At 36.9% G+C, this 23,354-nt stretch carries 18 protein-coding genes and 2 pseudogenes; 6 read left to right on the forward strand and 14 right to left on the reverse strand.

Annotation, left to right across the window (positions count from 1 at the left end):
- Complete coding sequence (locus EKM05_RS01830) at positions 1-1,113, forward strand: SusE domain-containing protein (RefSeq protein ID WP_126458358.1); 1,113 nt, start codon at positions 1-3, stop codon at positions 1,111-1,113.
- 75 nt (positions 1,114-1,188) lie between these two features.
- A complete protein-coding gene (locus tag EKM05_RS01835; protein WP_126553126.1) occupies positions 1,189-4,050 on the forward strand; it encodes an alpha-amylase family glycosyl hydrolase in 2,862 nt (953 codons plus the stop codon).
- Between the two features lie 106 nt (positions 4,051-4,156).
- Here EKM05_RS01835 and acs read toward each other — a convergent pair whose 3' ends face one another.
- From acs to EKM05_RS01895, 12 genes and pseudogenes are all read right to left on the reverse strand, one after another.
- Positions 4,157-6,064 carry an acetate--CoA ligase gene (acs, locus tag EKM05_RS01840; protein ID WP_126458363.1) on the reverse strand — a complete coding sequence of 636 codons (1,908 nt, stop codon included), beginning with the start codon at positions 6,062-6,064 and terminating at the stop codon, positions 4,157-4,159.
- Between the two features lie 15 nt (positions 6,065-6,079).
- The gene (locus tag EKM05_RS01845) at positions 6,080-7,978 is read right to left on the reverse strand and encodes an AMP-binding protein (protein WP_126553128.1); all 1,899 of its coding nucleotides are present in this window, start codon (positions 7,976-7,978) and stop codon (positions 6,080-6,082) included.
- Positions 7,979-7,995: 17 nt separating this feature from the next.
- On the reverse strand, positions 7,996-8,358 hold the full coding sequence (locus tag EKM05_RS01850; protein ID WP_126453872.1) for a response regulator transcription factor: 363 nt from the start codon (positions 8,356-8,358) through the stop codon (positions 7,996-7,998).
- Between the two features lie 2 nt (positions 8,359-8,360).
- Positions 8,361-11,066 (reverse strand): ATP-binding protein, encoded by a 2,706-nt coding sequence (locus EKM05_RS01855; protein ID WP_126553130.1) that lies wholly within the window; start codon positions 11,064-11,066, stop codon positions 8,361-8,363.
- 249 nt (positions 11,067-11,315) lie between these two features.
- Positions 11,316-11,543 carry a DUF6814 family protein gene (locus EKM05_RS01865; RefSeq protein ID WP_126453866.1) on the reverse strand — a complete coding sequence of 76 codons (228 nt, stop codon included), beginning with the start codon at positions 11,541-11,543 and terminating at the stop codon, positions 11,316-11,318.
- An 11-nt stretch (positions 11,544-11,554) separates the two neighbouring features.
- Positions 11,555-13,090 (reverse strand): MFS transporter, encoded by a 1,536-nt coding sequence (locus EKM05_RS01870; RefSeq protein WP_126458370.1) that lies wholly within the window; start codon positions 13,088-13,090, stop codon positions 11,555-11,557.
- A gap of 22 nt (positions 13,091-13,112) precedes the next feature.
- Positions 13,113-14,492: a porin gene (locus EKM05_RS01875; protein WP_126553132.1), complete on the reverse strand. Its 1,380-nt coding sequence runs from the start codon at positions 14,490-14,492 to the stop codon at positions 13,113-13,115.
- A gap of 102 nt (positions 14,493-14,594) precedes the next feature.
- A complete protein-coding gene (locus tag EKM05_RS01880) occupies positions 14,595-15,014 on the reverse strand; it encodes a helix-turn-helix domain-containing protein (protein ID WP_126453860.1) in 420 nt (139 codons plus the stop codon).
- Positions 15,015-15,269: 255 nt separating this feature from the next.
- A pseudogene (locus EKM05_RS14470) lies at positions 15,270-15,473 on the reverse strand (hypothetical protein); the annotation flags it as partial.
- Positions 15,431-15,625, reverse strand: a complete 195-nt coding sequence (locus tag EKM05_RS14475) for a hypothetical protein (protein ID WP_199749573.1) — start codon at positions 15,623-15,625, stop codon at positions 15,431-15,433. The gene EKM05_RS14475 and the pseudogene EKM05_RS14470, both read right to left, overlap by 43 nt.
- Positions 15,609-15,785, reverse strand: a pseudogene (locus EKM05_RS01890) (DUF4212 domain-containing protein); the annotation flags it as partial. The pseudogene EKM05_RS01890 and the gene EKM05_RS14475, both read right to left, overlap by 17 nt.
- 23 nt (positions 15,786-15,808) lie before the next feature.
- Entirely contained in the window at positions 15,809-17,047 is a 1,239-nt protein-coding gene (locus tag EKM05_RS01895; RefSeq protein WP_126553134.1) for a hypothetical protein, read from the reverse strand.
- Between the two features lie 1,013 nt (positions 17,048-18,060).
- Here EKM05_RS01895 and cobA point away from each other — a divergent pair.
- From cobA to EKM05_RS14550, 4 genes are all read left to right on the forward strand, one after another.
- On the forward strand, positions 18,061-18,888 hold the full coding sequence (gene cobA, locus EKM05_RS01900) for a uroporphyrinogen-III C-methyltransferase (protein WP_126553136.1): 828 nt from the start codon (positions 18,061-18,063) through the stop codon (positions 18,886-18,888).
- 189 nt (positions 18,889-19,077) lie between these two features.
- Positions 19,078-19,992, forward strand: coding sequence for a bifunctional molybdenum cofactor biosynthesis protein MoaC/MoaB (moaCB, locus tag EKM05_RS01905; RefSeq protein ID WP_126458380.1), 915 nt, complete (start codon positions 19,078-19,080; stop codon positions 19,990-19,992).
- Positions 19,979-20,239 carry a hypothetical protein gene (locus tag EKM05_RS14545; protein ID WP_233579254.1) on the forward strand — a complete coding sequence of 87 codons (261 nt, stop codon included), beginning with the start codon at positions 19,979-19,981 and terminating at the stop codon, positions 20,237-20,239. The genes moaCB and EKM05_RS14545 overlap by 14 nt, the downstream gene beginning before the upstream one ends.
- The gene (locus EKM05_RS14550) at positions 20,220-20,573 is read left to right on the forward strand and encodes a hypothetical protein (RefSeq protein ID WP_233590862.1); all 354 of its coding nucleotides are present in this window, start codon (positions 20,220-20,222) and stop codon (positions 20,571-20,573) included. The genes EKM05_RS14545 and EKM05_RS14550 overlap by 20 nt, the downstream gene beginning before the upstream one ends.
- Positions 20,574-20,748: 175 nt before the next feature.
- Here EKM05_RS14550 and EKM05_RS01915 read toward each other — a convergent pair whose 3' ends face one another.
- Positions 20,749-21,438: a hypothetical protein gene (locus tag EKM05_RS01915; RefSeq protein WP_126458382.1), complete on the reverse strand. Its 690-nt coding sequence runs from the start codon at positions 21,436-21,438 to the stop codon at positions 20,749-20,751.
- A gap of 1 nt (position 21,439) precedes the next feature.
- Positions 21,440-23,206, reverse strand: coding sequence for a DUF885 family protein (locus EKM05_RS01920; RefSeq protein ID WP_126553138.1), 1,767 nt, complete (start codon positions 23,204-23,206; stop codon positions 21,440-21,442).
- Positions 23,207-23,354 lie beyond the last annotated feature (148 nt).

Consider the following 23,354-nt stretch of genomic DNA (forward strand, 5'->3'; position numbering starts at 1 on the left):
ATGAAAAATATAACTAAATCAGTAATTGCCTTATTCGCAGTTCTTACCTTGTCTTGTAGCGTAGAGGATGTAGAAGACAGACCAGTAATTCAAGGAGTGGATACTCCTGAATTAGTGGCGCCTGAAAATGATAAATCATACGTTTTACTAGAAGAAAATGCGGAAGATGTTATAGAACGTTTTGTGTGGACCAAAGCAACTTATGCTGGTAATGTAGAGATTGGGTACAAACTTTTGATGGATGTTAAAGGAGGAAATTTTACAAAAGCAATTGAATTAGGAGGAACTTCTGGAGCAACTCAAATTGAAGTAACTGTAAAAACATTGAATCAAGCAGTAATTCAATTGGGTGGCACACCTGATCAACTGGGTTCTTATGATGTCAAAGTAGTTTCTAGTTTAGCAGGAATTGAAAAAATGATGTCTAAAACTCCACTGACTATTTTAGTTAATGCGTACACTGGATTAATTCCTTACGCATTTAAAGACTGGTATTTTGTAGGCGACGCAACTGCTTCAGGATGGAACAATAATAATAAAAACCAACCTTTATTCAGAAGCGGAACAAACCCAAGTTTGTATCAATTTACTGGATTTTTCAAAGCGGGTGCATTCAAATTAATTTCTACACTTGGACAATGGGCTCCAATGTATGGTAAAGGAGATAATGGTGCTATTGTGGCTAGACCTACAGAAGCTGATCCAGATCCAGCATCTTTTACTATTGCAACGGAAGGCTATTATACTTTTACAATGAATACTGAAACATTAAAATACACTTTAGTGACGTATAATGCAGCTGCTGCTAAAACTTTCACTACCGTAGGTATCATTGGAGATAGCACACCATTAAAATGGGATGCTTCAACAGCATTAACCCAATCTACGTTCAATTCTCATGTTTGGTCATTAAATTTGTTGCCATTAAATGATGGTAAAGCTAAATTTAGAGCAAATAATGCATGGGACGTAAGTTGGGGTGGAAACACTGCTTTTTCAGGATTCCCAAATAACGGAACAAGTGGAGGTGACCTACCGGTTGCAAAATCTAAATACAAAATCTATTTTAATGATTTAGATGGTAGTTATTTAATGATTCCTAATCAAGGATAATTTATTTCAAAAATTTTTAAGGGCTATCTATGGGTAGCCCTTTTTTTTAGTTTTTAATTTAATTAATACTTAGCCATGAAAAAAAATCTACTTTTATTAATTTTACTTATAACCTCTATAAGTTATTCCCAATTTACAACTACGCCATCACCTGCAATTGCAAGTAGTGCAGTTACTCTTAATTTTAACAAAACAGGAACGCCACTCGCCAGTTATACAGGTACAATATATGCGCATATTGGTTTAACTGTTAATGGCACAAGATGGCAAAACGAGAAAGGGAGTTGGGGTAATAATTCCACACAACCCGCATTAACATTGGTTTCAGGAACTACTTATAAATTGGATCTTACTCCGGATTTGTATGCTTATTTTGGGATTCCAAATACGAGCTCTATTACAGAAATTTGTGTAGTCTTAAGAAATGATGCCGGAAATATGCAGACTGCTGATACTTTTTTTAATGTTGGAGCTTTTCAGGCAACTTTAACTTCTCCAGCAGAAAACAGTTCGGCAATTATTGCATCTGGTGGCAGTTTGAATATTTCAGCTTCTAATACAGGCGGAAATGCCAGTTATGTTTTGAAGGCAAACGGAACAACTTTAAACATAAATACAGCGGCTTCCAGTTATACTTTTAATCACACAAATATCACCGGAAATCAAATCTATGAGTTGGAAGTTACTCAAGGAACTACTGTTATTACTAAAAAATTCAGTGTGATTGTAAATACGGGAACGATAAGTGCCGCGATGGCTAATGGTTTGTTAGACGGAATTAATTACAATACTGGTGATGCGACAAAAGCAACTTTAGTGTTGGATGCACCTTTAAAAGATTTTATTTATGTAGCAGGGAGTTTTAATAACTGGCAGCCAACATCAGCGCACTCTATGAAAAAAGACCCAACCAGCGGTAAATTTTGGTTAGAATTAACCGGATTGGTCTCGGGGACAAATTACATGTATCAATATTGGGTGGGGGACGCAACTCCCTTGGCCGGTTCGCCTGGTTTAGTAAAAACTGCGGATCCATATTCTACACTTGTTTTGTCTCCTTTTGATGATCCAGGGATTTCATCTGTAAATTATCCAAATCTTCCGGTATATCCCGTTGGTCAGGAACGTGAAGTAACCGTTTTGCAAACCGGGAAAGCTGCTTACGCTTGGAGTAGCGCCACTACAAACTTTGTTAAACCAGCTAAAGAAAAATTAGTAGTTTATGAATTGTTAGTGCGTGATTTTGATGCCAATAAAAGCTATCAGGACTTGATTAATAAAATCGATTATTTCAAAAATTTGAAGATAAATGCGATTGAATTAATGCCAGTGATGGAATTTGAAGGCAATGAAAGTTGGGGTTACAATACCTCTTTTCACATGGCTTTGGATAAATTCTATGGCACTTCGGATAAATTGAAAGAGTTTATTGATTTATGCCATCAAAACGGAATTGCTGTTATTCTTGATGTGGCGCTAAATCACGCTTTTGGTAGAAACCCAATGCTTCGCATGTGGATGAATGATCCTGACGGCAATGGTTGGGGCTCGCCTTCCACTGAAAATCCTTATTTTAATACAACAGCGATGCACAGTTATAGTGTGGGGGAAGATTTTAATCATCAACTGCCCAGAACACAAAATTATGTACAACGGGTCATTAAACAATGGGTTGAAGAATATAAAATTGACGGTTTCCGTTGGGATTTAACCAAAGGTTTTACACAAAATTGTCCAGCGAACGTAGCTGGCGGGCAAGAAAATTGTACCGGCAGTTTACAACAAGATAGAATAGATGTATTGAAAAAATATGCCGATTATTCTTGGAATTTAGATCCAAATCACTACGTTATTTTCGAACATTTGGGTGGTAATGAGGAAGAACAACAATGGGCTAATTACAGGTTGAATGAAACGTTAAGTAAAGGCGTGATGATGTGGGGAATAATGACTTTTGACTATAACAATCTTACAAAAGGGTATGCAGGTAATATTTCAAGAATGAGTTCATCAAGTCGAGGATTTACTGCACACCGATTGATGGGCTATGCAGAGAGTCATGATGAGGAGCGCTTAATGTACAATAATGTGCAAGCAGGAAACAATACCACTGCGGACCATAATGTACGAACGCTTACTGTAGCTTTATCCAGAATGTCTGCATTAGGAGCTGTTTCTTTATTGGTTCCAGGGCCAAAAATGATTTGGCAATTTGGAGAATTAGGATGGAATTCTTCTATTTTTACCTGCAATAATGGAACTGTGAACTCTCCTTCTGATGGTACATCCGGGGATTGTAAATTAGACACTAAGCCACAGCCACAATGGACGGGTAATTGGCTTGGAGATACCAGCAGAAGCATAATTTACGACGACTGGGCAAAAATGATTACGATGAAGACCGAAGAACCTGTGTTTTTAGGAACTGTAACAATCAATAATAGCAGTTCGTTATTACCGAATATCAAAATTACCAACAGTGCACTAGCATCAACACAACTGAAAGATGTATTGATTGTAGCTAATTTTGATGTGACGCCAAAAAATGCTCCTTCCGGGTTTCCATACACCGGAACATGGTACAATTTGATGGACAATACATCTATTAATGTAATCAGTACCTCAGTTGCAATTACTTTGAAACCGGGAGAATTTAAAATCTATGGGAATAAAACAGCATCATTGGCAATAGCGGATTACGAAAAATCACCAACGATTGTGTTGTATCCAAATCCGGCATCTGATTATTTTACATTGAATGAAACAACGGCTAAGGTGCAGGTGTTTTCTATCACGGGACAATTGCTAAAAAGTTTTGATACCAATAAAACGGCAGGATCTCAATTTTCGGTTAGTGATTTGAATCAAGGACTTTACATCGTAAAAACATTTGATGAAAATAATGAAATGAAAGTATTGAAACTGTTGAAAAATTAAGAATACCTTGAAGATTGAAAAGGCTGTCCATAAAAAGGCAGCCTTTTTTGTATAAAAAAACTGCTCCATAAATGAAGCAGTTTTTAACTACAATTACAACTAAATATTAAATTTTACCGTCTTTGATTTCCTCCACAATTTCAGGATTTAACAAGGTTGAGGTATCGCCAAAATTAGAATAATCCCCTTCGGCAATCTTACGCAAAATTCTGCGCATGATTTTTCCGGAACGGGTTTTTGGCAAACCGGAAACAAACTGGATTTTGTCTAATTTGGCAATGGGTCCTATGTGATCGGATATGTGTTGGTTGATCTCTTTACTCAGGTTTTCTCTGTCGCGATATTCTCCGGTTTCTTTTAGAATTACAAAACCATACAACGCATTTCCTTTGATATCATGCGGGAAACCTACAATGGCTGATTCCGCAACAGCAGGATGTTCATTGATGGCATCTTCAATAGGGGCAGTCCCCAGATTGTGTCCGGAAACAATTACTACATCATCTACACGTCCAGTGATTCTGTAATACCCAACCTCGTCACGCAAAGCGCCGTCGCCAGTGAAATATTTACCTGGAAAGGTAGAAAAATAGGTTTCTTTATACCGTTGATGATCGCCCCAAATTGTTCTTGCAATTCCTGGCCAAGGAAATTTAATACACAAACTTCCGGTAACCTGATTCCCTTCTATTTCATTTCGTTTTTCATCCATCAAAACGGGTTGGATTCCCGGTAAAGGTAATGAAGCATAAGTAGGTTTTGTCGGGGTTACAAAGGCAATTGGTGAGATCATAATTCCTCCGGTTTCCGTTTGCCACCACGTATCTACCACAGGACATTTTTTATCGCCTACGTGGTTGTTGTACCAGTGCCATGCTTCCTCATTGATGGGTTCTCCTACAGATCCAATTACTTTCAAAGAGGTCAACTGGTAGCGTTGCACGTATTCGATGCTTTCTTTTGCCAAAGCTCTAATCGCTGTTGGCGCCGTGTAAAACTGGGTAACTTTGTGTTTTTCGATGGTTTGCCAAAAGCGACTGAAATCAGGATAAGAGGGAACGCCTTCGAAAATTACGGTCGTAGCTCCGTTCAATAACGGGCCGTAAAGAATATAGGAATGTCCGGTAATCCAGCCAATATCAGCGGTACACCAGAAAATATCATTGTCTTCATAATTAAAAACGTTCTTGAACGTATATGCAGAATACACCATATAACCGGCTGTAGTGTGAACCATTCCTTTTGGTTTTCCTGTTGAACCGGAAGTATAAAGGATGAACAAAGGATCTTCGGCATCCATGATTTCAGCCACATTGTTATTCGAAGCTTGGTCTAAAAGTGGTTGCAGCCATTGGTCACGACCTTCTTTCATGTGGATAGTGGAGTTGATTCTTTTAGCTACTAAAACGTTCTCTACACAAGGGCAATTCAATAAGGCTTCGTCAACGATACTTTTTAAATCGATGGTTTTATTCCCGCGATACCCACCATCTGAAGTGATGACCATTTTACATTCGCTGTCATTGATTCTTGCGGCAACTGCCGAGGCGGAAAATCCTGCAAAAACAACCGAATGGATTGCTCCAATTCTGGCGCAGGCCAGAGTGGTAATCGCTAATTCAGGAATCATGGGTAAATAAATACAAACCCGATCTCCTTTTTGTATGCCTTGCTCCTTTAAGACATTCGCCATTTTGCAAACACGCTCGTATAACTCATTATATGAAATATGCAATGCCTCTTCATTTGGGTCATTCGGTTCAAAAATGATAGCTGTTTTATCTCCTTTTTTAGCAAGATGCCTGTCGATACAGTTTTTTACAATGTTTACTTTGGCATTGGTAAACCATTTTATTTCGGCGTCAGCCATATTGAAATCAACTACTTTATCCCATTGCTGGTACCAAGTAAAATTCTCTGAGGCCACTTTGTCCCAGAATTTTCCCGGTTCACGAATTGATTTTTTGTAATGTTTAAAGTACTCTTCTAGATTATTAATTTTATAGTAACTCATGATTATTGATAAATTTTATATGTTGTTAATTCCTATTTTATACTTTTTTAATGCGGTGATAATTTCTTCCACAATCGATTCGTCGTCAATGGTCGACGGAATTTGGAATTCGGCACCATCTGCAATGTTGCGCAGTAGTTTCCGAAGGGTTTTTCCCGAGCGCGTTTTTGGTAAGCGCGTTACAATAACTACATTTCGTAAAGAAGTGACCGCTCCAATTTGCTGGCGAATCAATTTAATAATTTCTTGCTCCAATTGATAATGCTCTATTGCAATATCTAATTTCGTTACGACCAATGCCAACGGAATTTGTCCTTTCAAATCATCTTGAATTCCAATGACCGCACACTCTGCAACGAATCGGTGGGAAGCAACAACTTCTTCCATTTCAGCTGTAGATAAGCGGTGTCCTGCTACATTGATAACATCATCCGTTCTTCCGGTGATGAAAATATAACCGTCCTCATCTTTATAACCACCATCACCAGATAGATAATAGCCATCAAATTTGCTGAAATAACTGGCTTTAAAACGGGCTTCGTTTTCCCAGATACCCAACATATTTCCCGGAGGCAAAGGTAGTTTTATGACAACCAAGCCTTCTTCATTGGCGCTTAATTCGTCACCGTTTTCATTGAAAATCCGAATATCATATCCGCAAACTGCTTTTGTGGCAGAACCGAATTTCACCGGCATTTTTTCAATGCCGAGAGAATTGGCAATCATTGGCCAGCCTGATTCTGTTTGCCACCAATGGTCAATTACAGGAATAGGAATGTGTTGTTGATACCATTCTAAAGTGGCATTATCACAACGTTCGCCCGCCAAAAATTGATTTTTGAGACAACTTAAATCATATTGTTTGATGAATGTTCCATCAGGATCTTCTTTTTTGATAGCTCTAATGGCGGTAGGAGCCGTAAACATAGTGCCCACTTTATGCTCTGAAATTATTCTCCAGAACGTACTCGCATCGGGAGTTTTAATCGGTTTGCCTTCAAAAATTATGGTAGTATTTCGATTTAATAACGGAGCGTAAAGGATGTAGCTATGACCTACTGCCCAACCCATATCTGATGCGGCCCAAAAAGTCTCGCCTTCTTTGACATTATAGATGTATTTCATAGAAAATTTCAATGCCACAGCATATCCACCAGTATCTCTTACAATTCCTTTTGGCTTTCCCGTCGTTCCCGAAGTATACAAAATATAAAGCGGATGATTTGAATTTACAGGAACACAAGGAGTTTCTTCTGAGCCATAAACCAAGGCATCATAATCTACATCATATTTCTTAAACGGAATTCGGGCGCCTAATTTTCTGTTGAAAACGATTACTTTTTTTGGTCGGTGTGAAGCGAGTTCAATAGCTTGATCGACCAAAGGTTTGTACGCAATCAAACGATCCACTTCAATTCCCGAAGAAGCGGTAATAATGGCCCGGGGTTTGCAATCATCGATTCTGATGGCCAATTCATGTGTTGCAAAACCTCCAAAAACAACGGAATGGATTACGCCAATTCTTGCACAAGCCAACATGGCAAAAGCTGTTTGTGGAATCATGGGCATGTAAATTATTGCGGTGTCGCCTTTTTTTAATCCCAGTGATTGCATGCCTCCTGCGAGTTTTGCAACTTCGGTTTTTACTTCCGAAAAAGTGTATTTTTTTACGGTTTGTGTTACCGGAGAGTCATAAATAAAAGCGACCTGGTCCCCACAGCCATCCTGAATGTGTTTGTCTAACGCCAGGTAACAAATGTTCAATTCGCCATCTTTGTACCAAAGCGGATAGCCATTTTCGTCTTTTGACAAAATTGTCTCCGGTTTGTTGTACCACTCAATTGCATCAGCTTGTTCAGCCCAGAATTTTTCTGGCTGCTCAATGCTTTCCTCATAAATTTCCTTGTATGTCATTGTGTTGAATTTGTTTCTTATTGAATTAATTCATGAACTTGGTCGACTAATTTTTTGATTGAAAAAGGCTTGACTACATATAAATTAGCGCCTAATGAAAGGCCTTTTTCAATGTCCTTTTCCTTGTTTTTTGCCGAAAGGAAAATGACTTTGCAATGCTGCAACCGTTCGTCTTTTTTTATTTGCTCTAATGTTGCATACCCGTCCACCATAGGCATCATGACATCAAGAATAATGACATCCGGAAGTTTATTTTTTAAAATATCCAATGCTTCCTGACCGTCGCGCGCAATGAAAACTTCAAAATTGTTCTTTTTGAAAGTGTACTCTAATGACATTACAATATTTGGTTCGTCATCTACAATTAAAATTTTTTTCATTTTTAATTATTTTCTGTTGTATTATAATTGGGTAATGTAAATACGAATGTGGCGCCTTCAGCGGTATCGTCTTCGGCCCAAATTTTGCCTTTGTGATGTTCTATTATTTGTTTGCAAATAGCTAAACCCAAGCCGCTTCCTATTGGTTTTTTTACGTTTTGGTTTCGAGATTGATAAAATTTATCAAAAATAGCTTGAAAATCTTCTTTCTTAATTGCCTTGCCGTTGTTGTGTATTTTGACTTCAATATTGTCTTTGTTTTCATGAATGGAAATCACTATTTTCCCGTTTGTCTCAGCGCAGAATTTTATCGCATTGGATACTAAATTGTGAATCACCTGAATGATTCGTTCCTCGTCATAAAAGGCTTTGATCTCTCTTGATTCCTCCTGAAATTCAACATTTATGTTTTTGTTTTTTAGGAGTTGCTGGAGGGAATTCAATGTTTTTTTGATTGTTTTTGAAATGTTGTTTTTAGAGAGGTAAATTTTTTGTTTTCCGGTTTCAAATTTTTCTAAATCCAGAATTTTATCAATTAAACGATTCAAACGATCGGACTCCGATATGATATTTTGCAAAAACTGTTTTCTCAACTCCTCCGGAATGTCATCATCATCATGAAGGATTTCGCTTGCCGCACGAATTGCGGTTATTGGCGTTCTCAATTCGTGGGTAACAGTGTCAAGAAATTCATCTTTTTGAATGTCTTTGTTTATTAATTCCAAATTGGCATTTTTGAGTTGTTCGGATATTTTTTTTAATTCATTTGAGGTGTCTGTCAGCTTTTTGTTGATGATGATGTTTTCTTTGGATTCTTCTAAAATTCGCAACACTTCTGGCAGACTGATTTTGTCTTCTTTGACCACGCTTGATATTAATATTTTGGCGGAAGCCGTACCAATGTGTCCCGTCAATAAATTCTCAGCAAATTTTATAAATCGGGCATCGGCGGTGGTGATGTCTTTGTCTATGTTGTATTTCAAATTGAAAATGGTCAGTGCACGTTTTGTTCTTTCTTCCCCTAGAAATCGCTGCAATACTTTTTGAATGTCGGAGATATAGGCCGTTCCTTTCCAAATAAAAGCATTTTCATGATTGGTAATGTATTTGTCGATGTCTACAAACATTTCGGCATAATTGCGTTCCCTGTAATTCCCTTTAAAACTAACGGAAATGGCCAGATAACTCATCAAATTGATTAATAAACTCCAAAAAACGGCATGTGGTATAGGTTCTAAATAATCCAGTCCGAAAAGCTGAAATGGTTTTAGAAGTTCAATTCCCCAAGGGCCTTCTTGAATGAATAAGCTTGTTGATTCGGTTATCCCAATGGCGTAAGGAACTAGAAGGGTATAAAAACAGGTTATAAATCCAAATAAAATCCCTGTTATAGCACCATTTTTTGATCCTCTTTTCCAGAATATGGCACCAAAAAAAGAAGGAGCCAATTGCGCGATTACTACAAAGGCGACAAGTCCTATGGAAACCAAAGAGTAGTCCAGAATAAAAATTCGATAGATAGCATACGCCAGGATAATGAGGGAAAAAATGCCTATTTTCCGACTGATCAAGATGCGTTTGTTGTTTTTTTTCTGGGAATCATTCTCGAGTGAACCTATAAAGCCATAAGGGATTAATAGGTTGTTACTAAGCATAGTGGCGAGCGCAATTGAGGAAACGATTATCATTGAGATCGCTGCCGAAAATCCGCCCAGAAAGACTAAAACCATTACGGTGTTGTTGTTGAAATATTGTGGGATTAACAATGAATAGGTATCGGAATTGAGTCCTTGCCCCTCAAATAAGATGTTTCCTCCCCAAGCAATTGGGAAAACAAAAAGATTAAAAAGCAACAGATAGAGTGGGAAAAGCCAAATGGCTGTTCGAATGTGGCTTTCTTTATTGTTTTCTACGATGGCAGTATGAAACTGTCTTGGCAATAGAAAAATGGCAAACATAGACAACACACAAAGGAAAAACCAGTTGATTCCGTTTGTAATCCCGCCAATGGTATTTTTTTTGTCAAAATTTTCAAGGACACTCGCTTTTTGATAAATATCATCAAACCCATCAAAAACAAAGAAGGTTACGTAAATGCCAATCATTAAAAAGAAAACTAATTTTAGGATTGATTCCATGGCTACGGCAGTTACAATACCACGTCTTTTTTCGGAAGCATCCACGTAGCGTGTTCCATAATAAGAGGCAAATAATGCCAAAGCAAGACACACATATGTAGTTGTATCCGTAAAGATGTTGTCGCTTGATTGTGTTTTGCTGACAATATGAAAGGTATCTGAAATTGATTTTAGTTGTAGTGAAATATAAGGAAGTATCCCAATAACACAAACCATGGTGACTAATGCTCCAAGAAATCTACTGTTTCCGTATCGTAAAGAAATAAAATCTGCTATACTGGAGATTTTATTTACTCTCGAAATTCGGATAATTCTCTTTAGGATGATCATCCACGTTGGTATAATAATAATAGGGCCTAAATAAATAGGTAAATAGGCTAGTCCTGTTTCTGCTGCGACTCCTATACTGCCATAATAGGTCCAAGCAGTACAATATACTGCCAATGAAAAAGAATAGATATACGGATTGTTAGTCCATTTAGAATGTCTTCTTTTTTCAGACCAATGCGCTATGTAAAATAAAATGGAGACATAAAGCGCTAAAATCAGTAAAACCCCTACGCTATTCATAATATCTTTTTATGATTAAGTAGGTTATAGCGATTGAAAATAGCCATGCCGAAAAAATGTAGAGGTAAATTAGGGGTAAACCAAAAATAGGTTTAGAACTGTCAAATAATAGCAAAAGCGGAATATTCAATGCTAATAAGATTAACACTGAGAGTATAACCAGCTTTTGTTCATGTCTTTTTTTCATTGTAAAAAAATAAACAATCTCTGCAAAAAAATGCAGAGATTGTTTTTAAGGAATGCATTTAATTAATCGTTTTTTTCATCGTAATCTCCCATTAAGGAGAAGTACCCAAAGGCTCCCAATCCTAAAACAATTAGTGGGGTGAGTATGAATAGGATGATAATCCCGAATACTAAATCCTCTTGTTTACCGGACATAAATTTGGGCAATCCGAAAGTGAAGATGCAAAAATAGGCTGCAGCAGCTGCTAATGCAATCCAAACTAATCCTAAAATTCTTTTTATTTGATTCATAGCTGTGTTTTTTAAATGTGAGCGTTTTTGTCTTTATTTTTAATGTAAACCATTCCAATTACAAAGCTGATAGCAGCAATAACAATTGGATACCAAAGTCCTTCGAGGTAAAATTCCGGATTCCCGCCTTCTTTTGCATTTATAACAAAATAGGTTGAAATGGCAGGAAGCAGTCCTCCAAAAATTCCATTTCCTACGTGGTATGGTAACGACATAGACGTATATCTAATTTTTACAGGGAACATCTCTACAAGGAAAGCCGCAATTGGACCATATACCATTGTAACAAATATGACCTGAACGAAGACTAGAAATATTAACGACCATTCGTCAGCAGTGGAGATCTTAATAGTTGTTTTGGTGTCTACTTTTGCTTTGCCATCTACAATTACTGCCGTTCCGTTTTCTAAATGTACGGTTTTTATTTCTTGAAAAGTAGTTCCATCCGCATACTCTTTATTGGTGGTGTAAATAGAGTCCATGGTTTGCTTCTTGTTCTCTTTCAGCTCCGCGATTAGCGTTGTTTTTTCTACCATTTCCGTTTTATTGGCTATCGAGGTAGTTTCGTACATACTTTTATAAATAGGTCGGTATAATATGATGGCTAGCAACATCCCGCCCATCATGATGTATTTTCGGCCTACTTTATCACTTAACCAACCAAAAAGGATGAAAAACGGAGTACCAAGCATTAATGCAATTCCCAGTAAAGTGTCAACTTGTGATGAATCAATAGCCATTACTGTTTTCATGAAATTCATGGCATAGAATTGACCGGTGTACCAAACGACCCCTTGACCCATAGTAGCTCCAAATAAAGCTAATAAGACAAATTTCAAATTGTAACGATTTCCAAAACTCTCTTTCAATGGATTGGTACTGGTTTTTCCTTCCGCTTTTGCTTTAGCAAAAACAGGAGATTCATCCATATTTTTTCTAATTAAATAGGAAACGCCAACCATGATGATAGATACCCAGAACGGAACTCTCCATCCCCATTCGTCAAATTGCTCTGGCGTAAGGATATTCCTAGTGGCTAAAATCACCATCAAAGAGATGAATAAACCCACCGTTGCAGTAGTTTGAATCCACGAAGTCCAGTAGCCTCTTTGTCCTACAGGGGCATGCTCCGCTACGTATGTTGCGGCTCCGCCATATTCACCACCCAAAGCAAGACCTTGAAGCAAACGTAGAATTAATACTAATAAAGGAGCCATAAAACCAATGGTTTCATAACTCGGAATACAACCAATCAGGAACGTGGCTCCACCCATCAAAAGTAAGGTGACCATGAAGGTGTATTTTCGGCCAATTAAATCGCCTAATCTTCCAAAGAAAAGGGCTCCAAATGGTCTAACTACAAACCCTGCTGCAAATGTTGCCAAAGTAGATAAGAAAGCAGCTGTTGGATTATCCGAAGGGAAAAATTTAGTTGAAATTACAACTGCTAAACTTCCAAAGATGTAAAAGTCATACCATTCGATCATGGTGCCCATTGAGGATGCGGAAATAACTTTCCAAATTCCTTTTGTTGATTTTTCTTTCATGTATTGTTATTTTTAAAATTGATTATAGATAAATTTGAAGTTGTACTATGAAGTCTCCTAATGATCCTGAGCGGTTTGTAAGAGAGGTGTATACGGGTCTAGTTGAATATTGTGCCGTTATTTTGGCATGGTGTCCATCTAGGAAAAAGTTAGATCCTACATCAAACTGTGTGCTTGATTGTTCCAAAGCATCAAAGTTTTTATAGGTAACAGCACCAAAAGGCTGGATACGAATTTTAGGTTTCGCTTCTTTACATGGCAATAAAACACCAGCTTGTGTGTACCAAATATTTCCAGATCCCATCGTTGGCTGTGCATTTCCAGCTCCCGCTATAGCTCTACTCCCTGTGAAATTTGGATCTACTGAGCCAATATTCATAATCCCAACATTACGCAAATAATTAGGACCAAAATCATAATCATATAGTACACTGTAAGCTGTAACGGCCATTTTGTTTTCTTTTTTTCCAATAGGCATATCAAGAAAAACATCGGCAGAGAAAAGTTTGATGTCATGTTTGTTGATAGTGCTGTTTACAGAAGTTTTTGTGGCATCAGGCGCAGTGTAAAAACCAGCGCCAATGTTGAATACTTTTTTAGTTCCTAAATAGCTACCTACTTTAAAAGGCAATACATTAGCTTCTTGATCTAAAAATTGATACTCAAAATAACCCGCTTTAGACCATTTTGTATTTCCACTGTTATCTACAGCTACGGCATTCGATGCATTCGAGGTATTTGTAGGTGTTAAATTCGTAGCATACGGTTTATTATAACTCATTCTGTATTCTAACTTACCGTATTTTCCTTTAGCGAATAAACCTACTTGTCTGGCAAACTGATCGGAGTTCTCTATTAAAGGCCAGTTAAAAACAGGGGCGTCTATGGTTAAGAAGTTTAGTGTTGAAGCCATCGTAAGTCTAGACAATCCCATGTAGTAGTGCAATCCAGCACCGAGGGTGAAACTAAATTTCTTATCTTTTTCTGGCAATACAACTGCATATTCATTCCATGCGTCATGAAAGAATAAACCCGGTTTTTTTCCGGCACCGTAGCCACCAGTACCTGAGGATCCTGCTGCACCACCGTTAATAAAAGTTTGGTTGTTGATTCCAAAATGGGTTAAGATCATGTATCTTTTGGATACTTGTGCATAAGCTAGAAAACGCAAACGTCGATTACCAATGTCGGTTGTAGTTGAAGTTGCTTCGCCACCAATCATTGTTCCTGGATTCATCTGAGAGGAACGCATCCAGATCTGGTTCCATGCAATTACACGCATGAATTTGGAACCGTCTTCGTTCAGGTTAAATTTCAATCCAGCGCCATAGTCAGTAGAGCCTTGTGAAAAACTTTTTAGCGACAATAATAATAGTACCGCTATAAAAAATATTTTTTTCATAAATAAAATTTTGGTTATTAAATGGTTGGTTAATAAAGTGCCAAATTGAGTTATTTAATTCTAGAAAAAAATTTTGATATATTTTTATGTAAAGAGATATAGTTAGTCCTTGAATCGTTCCCATTTTATGAGCATAAATTTGTCTCCTAGTTCTGTAATGATCATGCCTGCTCCGGATAACAATTGTTTATTTTTGAGATATTCCACCAGTTCTAAGTGACTAAAAATCTTATAAGTAGGGTGGTAATTTGCATGCGAAGGTTTTTTGATGTTAAAGGACTTTACCCAATTGCTGATCGTAACATGTGAAACGCCCAGAATACGCTCTATTTCTCGAAAACTGAGTCCTTCCAGATACAGCTGTAAAGCCTTGGTAACATAGTAATCATCAATCTTTTTCCCTATTTTATTTACCGTAAAAAAATACTTGCATTTTTTGCATAAGTACCTTTGTTTACTGTTGATTATGCCACTTTTTATTATCTGATTGTTTTGGCATTTAGGACAGCTTAAAATCTCCATATATATAAATTTTGCATAAATATAGTAATTTAGCAACAATTTAAAAATGAATTGTGTTAAAAAAATAGATTTATTTTACACACTATTTATTTTTATTGGTGAATGCTTTAATTATAAGTAGATAATTGCAGTTTTATGTAAAGCAGTTTTTAGAAAGTAGAAGTTTATTGGGTGTTAAAAATTAAATAGGGTTTGCCTCTTTGTAGCAATTTTTTTTAGACAAAAATATCTTTGGTAGTAAATAAAAAGCGCTATTCAATCTGAAGAATAGCGCTTTTTATTGGTATTGAAATTGGTTCTAAAGGAGGAGTCTTCACCAACACCAGAAGGAATTCGGATGTTTTCTACAATTTCCTGAACTTCCTGCGGTGGTTCCGGTGTAAAACTATTGATAATAAAAGCAACAATGAAATTGGCTAGCATAGCGATTGTACCAAAACCTTCTGGAGAAATGCCAAAGCGCCCGCAGCTACCAAAGCAATAACCCAATCCGGTAAATTGGCAATTTCCGGATTTGCCAATACCATAATGTCATTGTCATTTTTTAGTTCACTTCCCTTTAATCCTTTTGCTTCAGCAGTGGCTATAAAAGCCGGATCCTTGCTGTGCAAACCAAAATCCCAGTGGAAATCCGCCCAGTTTTATGGTGTTTAATTATTCTGCAAATAGTATTCCTGCTCCAAAAGAAGCGATAAACCAGATCGCTAGTAAAATAAAAAGGTATCGTATATTTTCCTTCCAATAGGCGCTTGCGTTTTCTGGTGTTGTCATACTGTTTTTTTTATTAGATTAATTTATAAATAGATCATGGCTTGCAATGTAATGGTATTGATGGTGTTGAACGTAGCATATTTCAGAGATTGAAATTCTAACGTTAATTTTGAATTATGGCCGCTGAAATAAGCATTGGCGCCAATTCCAAATTGATTTGCAGAATCGTCTAAAACATCAATTTGACGATTGTCATAAGATACATACGGCTGGATACGGGTTTTAGATTCTCCCGGAATAACATACCCTACATGACCGTGAACTAGAGAGCCGGTTTCGTATGTAGTTCCTAATCTAAAATTTTCGCCATAATCTGTTTTTTGAAACATACCATAAGCGGTTATGGCACCTCCTTTAGTGCCAACTGGGACATCGTAAAAAGCATCCAGAGCAAAAATGTTTACATTTTCACCACTTATATTTCCCGAAGCATCCGCTACGACTGCACCATTAGGATGGGAAAAAAAACCGGCTCCAATATTAAATACTTTTTGTGTTCCTAAATAGGATCCTACTTTATAGGGCAAAACATTACTTTCGGTATCAAAAAGGCTGTATTCAAAATAACCGGCAAAGGTTTTTCCGGCAGCTTTTGAACCCAATAACCTTCTGCCGGTATAGGTGGCGGCTCCATCATTAGTAGGCACAACTAATTGTTCTAAATTATTATTTGAGGCTTCATTCACAGAAACGCGATACTGTAACTTTCCAACGGTTCCTTTTGCATAAACCCCAATATGTCTGGCAAATTGATCCGATAAACCCAGCGTAGCCCAGCCTTGACGCGTATTGTCTAAGGTCATTAAGTTCAAAGTTCCTTGGTTGTTCATTCTGGAGATTCCGTTCCAATAATGCAGCCCTGCTCCCACGGCATTATTTGCGCCCACACTGTACTGTGCCCATGCATCATGAAGAAAAAATTGTGGGCCATCACCAAGTCCGGTTGGCGTCATTGAATTAGCATTTAAACTATTCAATCCAACATGGGTGACTATCAGAAAGTCTTTATTAATTTGTGCTAACAATAATACTCTGGATCTCCTAACGCTAAAATCGAGATCGCCTTGTTGGTTTCCATTGGCATCTAAAGGGCGATCCGAATTGTATTGGGACCAAATTTGAGCCCAAGAAATCACCCTTAGATATTTTGTTCCTTCGTCATTTAAATCGAATTTCATCCCAGCCCCATAATCTGGAGAACCTTGTGAAAAACCTTTTAAAGAGAAGAGCAATACGAAAGCTATCAAATACGTTTTTTTCATAATAAATTAGAATTTAAGGCGTTAAAAAATATTCTTGCAACAATGCTAAAGTCCAATTTTATATTTAGTATAAAAATATATGGTATATATATAAGTTAAATACTATAGTTTTTATTTAAATTAAAGCCTGAATGCACCGGAATAGATAAGTATGTTTGTGGTTGATACATGCCTGACAAGAACAAAAATGGATTGGTTTTTGACGAAGCGTATTCAATCAAAATTCTAAAAATCAATGTTTTAAATTATTTTTATTTGTAATTATATTTTTTTCAGGAATTTAACCGCTATTGGTTCAGCGGGAACAACACGATTCTTGCCTTGTTTTAAAATCAATACGATTTCTTAAATTAGGAATGCTTTTGTTGTATTAAAAAAGAGTAATAAGGGAAATGCAGTGGTTGTTTTATAAATAGTTCTCAAATAAAATTTATTAGTATCTTTCTGTTTTTTGTATTGCTTACAGGGCTTAAGCTATGTGTAACTATTTTTTTTAAAGAAGAAAAGGTTCGTGTGTATATAAATTTTGCATAACTATAGTAAATTTGCAATTATCCAAAAAACGAATTATGTAAAAAATAACATATATTTTTATATTAGTCTGTTTTATATTCAGTTAATTATCTTAATAAACGACGATACAATAGGTTTTTTGCTTAATAATCACATATTGACTGTGTCTTGAATTATTTTTATTTTTTAACTAAAACGATAAAACGACTAGGATTTTAATATAATTTTTGTCTTTTTGTATAAATCTAATTTATTTATCATAAATAAAAAACTGCTTTTGAAGAGGCAAATCGGATGCATCCTTTGATAGGAATCTATTCGAAACGAATACTGCCAGTTTTATAAAAGGCAATTGATGAAAATGAGTTAAAAATGATGCGCTTTATTGCAACTGTACAACGCCAATTGATTCCGATTCCGAATGAAAAAAGACAGGTGTTTAAAAATATAAATACTGTTGCCGAGTTGAACGAATTGAATACCAATTTATCCCAGTTAAAATGAAAAATTCCAATACACCAAAATTGACAATCGTAGGGGCAGGTCCCGGAGATGTAGAGTTAATTACTTTGAAAGCGATCAAAGCATTAAAAAGTGCAGCTGTTGTTTTGTATGACTCCCTTGTAAATGAGGAATTGTTACAATATGCGACGCAGGCAGAAATTATTTTTGTGGGGAAACGTTTTGGTTGTCACGCCTACAGTCAAGATCAAATTAATGAATTGATTGTATCGATGGCAAAACGTTTTGGTCATGTCGTCCGGTTGAAAGGCGGCGATCCATTTGTTTTTGGAAGAGGAAGCGAAGAGATTGAATATGCTGAAAAATTTGATTTGGAAACCGCAATTGTTCCCGGAATTTCATCGGCTTTAGGTGTCCCGGCGTCTAACGGAATCAGTTTGACACAGCGTAAAATTGCCGAAAGTTTTTGGGTAATCACCGGAACTACTTCGAATCATAAATTATCTAAAGATGTGGCTTTGGCATCGCAATCCGCGGCAACGGTGGTTATTTTGATGGGAATGAATAAATTAGACGAAATTATTTCGATTTATCAAAACAACAGAACCGATGATTTACCGGTTGCCATCATTCAGAACGGAACAAAAGACACGGAGAAAAAAGTGGTGGGAACCATCAATTCTATTGTAAAATTGGTTCAAGAACACCAACTTTCGTCACCTGCAATTATTGTCATTGGAGAAGTAGTGCGAAATGCTTCAAAACTAACGGCTTATTTTCAAGAGAAGAAAGTAGAAGATATGCCTGTTTCTGATAAAGAAATAGTTGAAAACAGTACTTTTACGGGGAATAAAAATAGGTTGTAGTATAAATATCATAAAGTAACCGAGTCGAAGGTCTTAAAGGCGAAAGTCATAAAGTCCGTTGTCGATAGCGATTGTCTTTAATGATTGTCTTAAACATTTTAAAGTACAAAAATAATTAAAAAGTAGTTCGTAGTTTCTATAATTAGTCGTTATCAGATTTAACCTGAAACTTTAAACATTAAAAAAAAAATGGTTGATATCACACATAAAATAAGTACGCTTCGTACAGCAACCGCAAAGGCCACAGTAATTGTGAGTCTTCAAGCCACAATTGACGCCGTTATAAATAATCTGGTTCCCAAAGGAAACGTACTGGAAATGGCTAAAACGGCTGGTTTATTTGCCGTGAAAAACACGCATTTATCCATTCCGGATTGCCACCCGATTCCAATTGAATTTACATCGGTGGAATATGAAATTAACGAATTACGCATTGATATTATTTTCAACGTGAAAACGGTTTACAAAACCGGAGTTGAGGTAGAGGCGATGCACGGCGCTTCGATTGTGGCGCTTACGATGTATGACATGCTGAAACCAATTGACAAAAATATCGAGATTTCAACCATTAAATTAATTAGTAAGGAAGGCGGAAAATCGTCTTTCAAAAATAGATTTCCATCCGCAATTAAAGCGGCGGTTTTCGTTTGTTCCGATTCTATTTTTGCGGGAGATAAACAAGATCGTTCCGGAAAAATAATCGTTGAAAAATTGGAAATTAGTGGCGTAGAAACGACGCATTACGAAATCATACCGGATGAAATTGATGTGATTCAGGAGCGGACTAAAGCTTTTGCCAAAGAAAATCAATTAATCATTTTTACAGGAGGAACCGGGCTTTCGCCAAGAGATGTTACCCCGCAAGCACTGGAACCTTTATTAGAAACCCGAATTCCGGGAATCGAGGAAGCCATACGCAGTTATGGGCAACAACGCATGCCGTATTCCATGCTTTCCAGAACAGTCGCGGGAACTTTAGGGAATTCGTTGGTATTGGCTTTGCCAGGTTCAACCAATGGCGCAAAGGAATCTATGGATGCGATATTTCCTCATGTGCTGCATGTTTTTCATATTTTGAAAGGCAATAATCATGATATCAAATAAGGCTGTTTTATCGAATGATTTTGGATGTAAACACCACTATTTACGTATTTCTCTAATTGAGAAATACAATTTGCGTTGCACCTATTGCATGCCGGTCGATGGAATTGTAGTACCTCCAAAAGCGAGCCTGATGACGACTGACGAAATTCAAGCAATCGCCCAAATATTCGTCAATAATGGTGTTGACAAAATAAGATTGACCGATTTCGATTCGGTTTATAGAATTCATGCCTTTTGGAGGAAATGAGTGGGACAAGAGCAAAATGGTTGCTCAAAAGGACATTCTGGATCAGGTGTTACATCATTTCCGGCAATCCGATGTAGAGAAATTAGAAGACGATAAAAACTTCACTGCCAGAGAATTCAAAACACGAAACTATTTGGGAAGTTTTGGAATTATCAGTTCGATAGCCAATCCTTTTTGTTACAGTTGCAACAGAATTCGCCTTACGGCCAATGGGCAACTAAAATACTGTCTGTTCTCTAACTCCGAAACAGATTTACTGACGCCTTTCAGAAATGGCGAAGCGATAGAAAACTTGATTGCTTTTGCCATTAAAAACAATAACCCCTTAACTTAATGACATTGAGCGCGAGCGTCCCGCTCGTGCCCATAATCAAATTCTTCAATCAGTTGAATTCCTCGAGGCTTTACCCCGGGGTTAGAGAGGAAAGTTAGCAAGTCCATTATCGTTGCGCTCACATATCCGAGTCATCAGGTATATCTCCGGATTTCTATGTTTTTTAGTGAAGTTTCTATAAAGCAGAAAGAAATTTTGCAATTTCAATAATACTCTTTTCCTCTTTCAAAGAAAAGGTATTCTTTTTTAAGTAAACTGCAATTTTCTCTTTTTTCATTGGGAACAAGTCTTGAAGCTCTTTCTTGTTCTTTGGCATTGGTCTTGCTATTTTATTTTCTAAACTTAGATAATACTCTGCATTTGTTTTAACAAATTTTGCGGGTTTAGCTTGCTGATAGCTTGTTCTGGCCTCTGTTGCTTTTTGGAGTATAATTTTATCTCTTCGGTACAAGGCGAGATAGCTTGTACCATGTAATTCAGATAGGTACCCATAAACGTCGCCTTCTTTATTTGTGTAATTTAAAAGTTTTAATTTATTTTGGTTAGAAACCATAGTGATGGTATTATATGGAGCTTTTTTTGTGAGCGAAAAGAATTGGTCACCCTCACTTTGAATCTCTAGAGTGTCTGTGACGGCATTGTATCGCACCATTAATTTTTTTGGAACATCAGAAACTTCCGCTAATTGAAAGTCTTTATTGAGGTACTGCGTGCCTTCTGTTTTTGCTAAAACAGGATTGTTTAAATCAGTGCTTCGATATAATACACCAGTTGAGTATGGGTCAATTTTATCAAGATATCCTTGAGAATAGCTATTTAAAACAATGCAGAACAGGAATAAGACGTTAACGGTTATTTTTTTCATTTTAGTTAGATTTAGGTATCCAAGCATTAATTTTATTTTCTAATATCGCTAAAGGCATTACACCGGATTCCAATACTTTTTCATGGAATTTTTTAATATCGAATTTAGCACCCATTTTTGTTTCGGCTTTTTTACGTAATTCTAGAATCTTCAACTGACCAATTTTATAGGATAAAGCCTGTCCAGGGATGGCCATATACCGCTCTATTTCTGGAATAATACTAGCTTCACTTTCGGCCTCATTTGCTAATGAATATTGGATGGCTTGCGCTCTAGTCCAGCCTTTGGAGTGCAGTCCAGTGTCAACTACTAATCGCACTGCGCGGTGCATTTCATTGCCCAGCATCCCAAAATATTGATACGGATCTTGATACAATCCCAGTTCTTTTCCTAGGCTTTCCGTGTATAAAGCCCAACCCTCACCATAAGCGCCAAACCAATTGAATTTTCTGAAGTCAGGAAGATTTTCGTTTTCCTGCTGCAAGGATATTTGGAAATGGTGTCCAGGAACGGCTTCATGCAAAAACAAATCTTCATCGCCGTACATATTATAATTCGCTACATCAGGTATCGGAACATAGAAAATGCCTGGGCGCGAACCATCAGCAGTTCCTTGATTGTACTCGGCGCTGGCCGTTTTTTCTCTAAAGGCTTCTGTTCTTCTGATTTCAAACTTCGTCTTGGGTTGGAGTGCGAATAATTTATCTACATTCGGTTTGATACGGGTATAAATGCTTTGAAAATTGGCTATAACCTCTTCTGGTTTTGTAAATGGTTTTAATTCTTTTTTGTTTCTAACCACTTCAAAGAATTCTAATAAAGTGCCTTTGAAACCTACTTGCGTTTTTACCTTTTCCATTTCGGCGTTTAATCGTGCAACTTCTTTTAATCCCAGTTCGTGAATTTGTTCCGGAGTCATATCAGTAGTGGTCCATTGTTTTACATACGTGGCATATAGCTCTTTTCCAAAAGGCAAACTTCCTATTCCGCTGGTAGCTCTGGAAGCAGGAAGATATTCTTTATTCAGGAAATCGGCCATTTTCTTGTATTGCGGAATCAATTTGTTGTTGATGGTTGCGGTATATTTTGCGGTTAACTCGTTTTTGATTCTGTCAGGAAAAGTAGTAGGCAGGAGTATTATAGAAGAATAAAACAAATTGTCTTCGATTTTAGGTGTAGCCATTTCTGCAAATTGTGGAATCAGTTTTACCGTTAATGATTTTGGTAAAACAACCCCTTTTGCCATTCCTTTTTTCATATAGACCATTGCTGAATCGATCCAGACAGCATATTTGTCCATTCTTTTTAGGAAATTGGTGTAATCTTGTTCTGTCTTAAATGGTTGTGCACCGGTTCCTCCCGCAAATTGTCCCATGGTTAGATGTGTTCCCCAAAATTGATGTACCGGCAACAAATTTGTCGGTTGTTTTAATAAATCTTTCCCGATTTCAACTTCCCATTTGATGATTTCGTAACTGTTTTTTTCCTCTTCGGATAAGTCTTCAATAGCAAATCCTTTTAAGGCAGTTTGGTATTTGTCAAAGAAAGCTTCTTGTGATTTTCTAAAACTGTCCGTCATTTCAAACTGCAGTTGGTCGTTGTATTGGTTTTGACCACTTTGGGTCGCATCCAGAGGATTCATAGCATTTTTGTCGTCAAAATAATTTTCTGTCAGACTGCTAAAGTCTTGTTTTTTTTCTTCCGATTTACAATTAAGTAGCAATAATGAAGTGGTTACGGAAAGTAAAAGAGTGGTTATTTTTTTCATAATTATATTTGGTAATAGATTGAGCTAATTTATTGTTTTTTTTTCAAATTCAAATGTAAGAATAGTTTTTCGTTTGTAAAAATATCTTTATTTGTCATAAAATTTAGTTAACGCGCCATCGTACAGTTTGTTTTTAGTAGATTTCTGC

This window comes from Flavobacterium sp. GSP27 (assembly GCF_003970395.1).
Lineage (GTDB): Bacteria > Bacteroidota > Bacteroidia > Flavobacteriales > Flavobacteriaceae > Flavobacterium.

Excerpts from the sequence above, each read along its gene's own strand:
- EKM05_RS01830 (WP_126458358.1), top strand. The coding sequence starts at position 1 with ATGAAAAATATAACTAAATCAGTAATTGCCTTATTCGCAGTTCTTACC.
- EKM05_RS01835 (WP_126553126.1), top strand. The coding sequence starts at position 1,189 with ATGAAAAAAAATCTACTTTTATTAATTTTACTTATAACCTCTATAAGT.
- acs (WP_126458363.1), bottom strand. The coding sequence starts at position 6,064 with ATGAGTTACTATAAAATTAATAATCTAGAAGAGTACTTTAAACATTAC.
- EKM05_RS01845 (WP_126553128.1), bottom strand. The coding sequence starts at position 7,978 with ATGACATACAAGGAAATTTATGAGGAAAGCATTGAGCAGCCAGAAAAA.
- EKM05_RS01850 (WP_126453872.1), bottom strand. The coding sequence starts at position 8,358 with ATGAAAAAAATTTTAATTGTAGATGACGAACCAAATATTGTAATGTCA.
- EKM05_RS01855 (WP_126553130.1), bottom strand. The coding sequence starts at position 11,066 with ATGAATAGCGTAGGGGTTTTACTGATTTTAGCGCTTTATGTCTCCATT.
- EKM05_RS01865 (WP_126453866.1), bottom strand. The coding sequence starts at position 11,543 with ATGAATCAAATAAAAAGAATTTTAGGATTAGTTTGGATTGCATTAGCA.
- EKM05_RS01870 (WP_126458370.1), bottom strand. The coding sequence starts at position 13,090 with ATGAAAGAAAAATCAACAAAAGGAATTTGGAAAGTTATTTCCGCATCC.
- EKM05_RS01875 (WP_126553132.1), bottom strand. The coding sequence starts at position 14,492 with ATGAAAAAAATATTTTTTATAGCGGTACTATTATTATTGTCGCTAAAA.
- EKM05_RS01880 (WP_126453860.1), bottom strand. The coding sequence starts at position 15,014 with ATGGAGATTTTAAGCTGTCCTAAATGCCAAAACAATCAGATAATAAAA.
- EKM05_RS01895 (WP_126553134.1), bottom strand. The coding sequence starts at position 17,047 with ATGAAAAAAACGTATTTGATAGCTTTCGTATTGCTCTTCTCTTTAAAA.
- cobA (WP_126553136.1), top strand. The coding sequence starts at position 18,061 with ATGAAAAATTCCAATACACCAAAATTGACAATCGTAGGGGCAGGTCCC.
- moaCB (WP_126458380.1), top strand. The coding sequence starts at position 19,078 with ATGGTTGATATCACACATAAAATAAGTACGCTTCGTACAGCAACCGCA.
- EKM05_RS14545 (WP_233579254.1), top strand. The coding sequence starts at position 19,979 with ATGATATCAAATAAGGCTGTTTTATCGAATGATTTTGGATGTAAACAC.
- EKM05_RS14550 (WP_233590862.1), top strand. The coding sequence starts at position 20,220 with ATGCCTTTTGGAGGAAATGAGTGGGACAAGAGCAAAATGGTTGCTCAA.
- EKM05_RS01915 (WP_126458382.1), bottom strand. The coding sequence starts at position 21,438 with ATGAAAAAAATAACCGTTAACGTCTTATTCCTGTTCTGCATTGTTTTA.
- EKM05_RS01920 (WP_126553138.1), bottom strand. The coding sequence starts at position 23,206 with ATGAAAAAAATAACCACTCTTTTACTTTCCGTAACCACTTCATTATTG.